This is a genomic window from Novosphingobium olei (assembly GCF_012927405.1).
In the GTDB taxonomy this organism is placed as follows: domain Bacteria; phylum Pseudomonadota; class Alphaproteobacteria; order Sphingomonadales; family Sphingomonadaceae; genus Novosphingobium; species Novosphingobium olei.
In genome coordinates this window covers 1-1,057 of sequence record NZ_JABBGM010000043.1, presented here as the reverse complement: position 1 = coordinate 1,057, position 1,057 = coordinate 1, and the positions used below count along the sequence as shown (strand labels likewise).

Annotated in this window: 1 protein-coding gene; it reads left to right on the top strand. The window is 61.8% G+C overall.

From position 1 onward, the window contains the following. The first annotated feature begins 93 nt into the window (after positions 1-93). A protein-coding gene (locus HHL27_RS22160; RefSeq protein ID WP_240960252.1) for an IS630 family transposase occupies positions 94-1,042 on the top strand; the annotation gives its coding sequence in 2 pieces (ribosomal slippage) (positions 94-434 and positions 433-1,042; 951 coding nt in all). Positions 1,043-1,057: the final 15 nt, after the last annotated feature.

Here is a 1,057-nt window from a genome sequence, read left to right as displayed (position 1 = left end):
CTAGAGCAAAATCCGACCGGATAGAATCGCTGGGCTTTCCCTGAGCTGGAAAATCTGATTCACCCTGTGTGCTGGGCGAGGAGGCCAGCACAGATGGCTAAATCCTTGTCTGAGGACCTACGGACTCGCGTCATCGCGGCGGTTGAAGGTGGCCTGTCGCGCCGGGCGGCGGCGACAAGATTTGGTGTCGCTGCGGCAAGCGCGGTGCGCTGGGTTCGGGAATGGCGTGAGACTGGCGCGGCTTGCGCTCGGCAGCAAGGTGGCGACCGGCGATCGCATCGCATTGAAGCCTATCGCGACATCATCCTGACTGCGATCGAGAACCAGGTGGATATCACCCTGGTCGAACTGACGGCGCTGCTACGGGAGAAGCATGGTGCCAGCTTCGCCGCGAGCACGATGTGGCGATTTCTCGACCGTCATGCCGTTACTATCAAAAAAAACGGCACACGCCAGCGAGCAGGAGCGGCCCGACGTCGCCGCGCGGCGACACGCCTGGTTCGAGGCGCAGCCGGATCTTGATCCGACACACCTGGTGTTCATCGATGAGACCGGGGCATCAACCAAAATGGCTCGGCTGCGCGGGCGCGCCAAGCGCGGCATGCGATGCCGCTCGCCAATTCCCCACGGCCATTGGAAAACGACGACCTTCACTGGGGCCCTGCGTTTGACGGGCATGACAGCGCCCATGGTGCTCGACGGCCCCATGACCGGCGAATGGTTCCTTGCCTATGTCGAGCAGGTCCTCGTGCCGACGCTGCGCCCCGGTGATGTCGTGATCCTCGACAATCTGCCCGCTCATAAAGGCATCGCCGCGCGCCTCGCCATCGAAGCTGCCGGCGCGCGGATGCTCTTCCTTCCGCCCTACAGCCCCGACTTCAATCCGATCGAGAATGCCTTCTCCAAGCTGAAATCCATCCTGCGCAAATCCGCCGCCCGGTCGGTGACAGAACTATGGGACGCGATCCGCGACGCTCTGCCACGCTTCACACCCAACGAATGTGCAAATTACTTCACCGCCGCAGGATACGAACCAAATTGATCGGATTTTGCTCTA